2 protein-coding genes are annotated in these 2,439 nt (G+C 23.9%); both read right to left on the reverse strand.

The features are described from left to right. Positions 1-328 precede the first annotated feature (328 nt). Positions 329-982, reverse strand: a complete 654-nt coding sequence (locus AC07E5_RS09915; protein ID WP_498625361.1) for a hypothetical protein — start codon at positions 980-982, stop codon at positions 329-331. Next, positions 948-2,297, reverse strand: coding sequence for a radical SAM protein (locus AC07E5_RS09920; RefSeq protein ID WP_498625362.1), 1,350 nt, complete (start codon positions 2,295-2,297; stop codon positions 948-950). The genes AC07E5_RS09915 and AC07E5_RS09920 overlap by 35 nt, the downstream gene beginning before the upstream one ends. Positions 2,298-2,439: the final 142 nt, after the last annotated feature.

Here is a 2,439-nt window from a genome sequence, read left to right on the forward strand (position 1 = left end):
AATGAAATTACTTTATAATTTTGAAAATTTAAGGAACAATTCTTATTGGATCTCCTTATCTTAAAGACAAGATATAATATCGTATCTATAAATTAGGTGAAATTGATATGGAATTGATAATATTAGCTAGTAGCACAGAAGCTACTGAGGTAGCATCTGGTGATAACAGTTGTAATGTTATTTGTTGGTAATTAAGAGGTAAAAATGGAAAAAAATATTGTTATTGAGACTTCTAGCTCTTCAGCTACAATTGATTTTTTATGTGGGCCTGTAAATATCCCATGTAGATAAAATTTTTGAGTAACTTATCCAAGTTACTCAAAAAAAATCAGTTTATTGTAATATTGGAATTATTAAAATTAGCAATAAAAGTACCTAAATTTTTATCTCCATATATACAATTATTGTAATTCGAATTGTTTGCTCTAATTGATAATTCCCCATCAAATTTTAATTTATTTATGGTTAAATCAGAATTATTTGAAGATATGTTAATATTGCTATTATTTTCATTATAATCAATAAGTCCTTTTAAGTTTGAAGACTGTATTTTTAAAATTTTTATATTTGATTCTAATGTTTTTACTTTTAAATTTGCACAATTTATTTCAACTTTATCTAAAGCAACACTATTAGTTTCTATCTTTATATTATCACCCAAAATATCGAGATTTTTGATATTTTTTATATAAATATCAACTCTAATGTTTCGTTTAGAATCCTTTTTATTTTTTATTTCCTGCAATATTCCAATTAGTGAATCAAGGATTGTAGATTTTTTTTCAAAATTAAAAAGATCATCATCATTATTTGTTAAAATTAATGAGTTACCAAATTCAAAAGATTGGTTTTCTGAATTTAGTACTATATCAAAATAATCATCTGTTTCAGAGTTATTTAAAAATATCTCAACCGATCCATTAACTTTTATGACTAATGATGTTAAATCATTTAATTTTTGAGTTAGTAATCTTTTTTTCATAGAACTTTACCACCTGGTTTGTAAGTGAATTAATATCCACCTTTAATGGAGGACATATTTTCTGATTTTGTCTAATATTTTCTAATGGACAAGAATTTCCTTGACAGGTTTTTTGAGCAAAACAGCTATTACAATACTGATCAGAATAATCCTTAATCCACTGTGAGAAATTATTATTTTTTATAAAATCTCCATTATCTGATATCCTACCAACTATATTTATAGGATCATCAATAGCTACAGTGCATTTTCTAACATATAGGTCTGGGGTTATTACTAAACTATTTTCATTTGCAGCATAACAAGTATATCCTCCTTTTTTACTAATAATTTGAGCATTAGCTGAAAAATAATTTTCATCAATATATTCTTCAAATTTGGAAATAACTTTATTTCTTTCTGATTTTTTACAATATGCTTCTTCAGCAGAATTTTTTTCTTTTAAGTTAAGATTGGAATAATCTGAAATAATTTTTGGAAGAAGTAGAAATCTATTATCATCCTTAGGAATAACACTTTCTATAGTTTGAGTGAAGCGATCAAAATTAAAATCTTCGATAGTCTTTTCATTGACATTCATTCTAAGAATTACATTTATATCCAAATAAGAAGATTTAGATAAAACTTTCAAAGAGTTATATACACTAGAAAAAGAGTTAATGTTTTTACTTTTTGAAACTCTTAATGAATTATGAATATCCTCAGGACCATCTAGTGTAATTTGAAATGATTTAATATTAGATGAGTATAATATATCCAAGTTATCTTCATTTAATAATGTTCCATTAGTTGTTATTGCCCCAGAGTGACTTATATTTTCTTTTTTTAATAAATCGGAAAAAAATGATATAAAATTCATATTTAGCATTGGTTCTCCACCAAAGTACTCTATATGAACATGATCTTTTTTAGATTTTTTTATCATTTCTAATAATGTATATGCATGATATTTTTTCATACTTTTTTTATCATCATGATCTTCATAACAATATATGCAATCTAAATTGCAGGCTTCACCAGCAGGTAACAATATTAGATTTAATATTTTTTTATTAAATAATGAATCTAGATTAAATCTGCTTTTTATATATTTTTTTTCATCAACTATAAAGTCTGAGGAAATCAACCAATTAATATCATCTCTATATTTATTATTGTCAATATCTTCAATACAAATATTATTTTCTATCTTAAAATCATATATTGGATGATATACATCATGAATTTTAACACTATTATTTGTTTTCCAATTAAAAAGGATTACGTTATTGTCTCTGATAGCTTTGGTTACCCAATATGGTAGTATAAAAATCATAACGTTAACTAAAAAACTTATAGTAACATTAGTTTAACTTTTCTATAGATAATTTTAAAGATAAAAATCTATTTTTAATAATTTTCGGCTTTGTTGCATAAAGATTTGAGATATATAAGTTGACAAAAATAACTAATCATGC

This window comes from Acinetobacter seohaensis (assembly GCF_056431365.1).

Coding starts and splice junctions, on each gene's coding strand:
- AC07E5_RS09920 (WP_498625362.1), bottom strand. CDS start 2,297: ATGATTTTTATACTACCATATTGGGTAACCAAAGCTATCAGAGACAAT.
- AC07E5_RS09915 (WP_498625361.1), bottom strand. CDS start 982: ATGAAAAAAAGATTACTAACTCAAAAATTAAATGATTTAACATCATTA.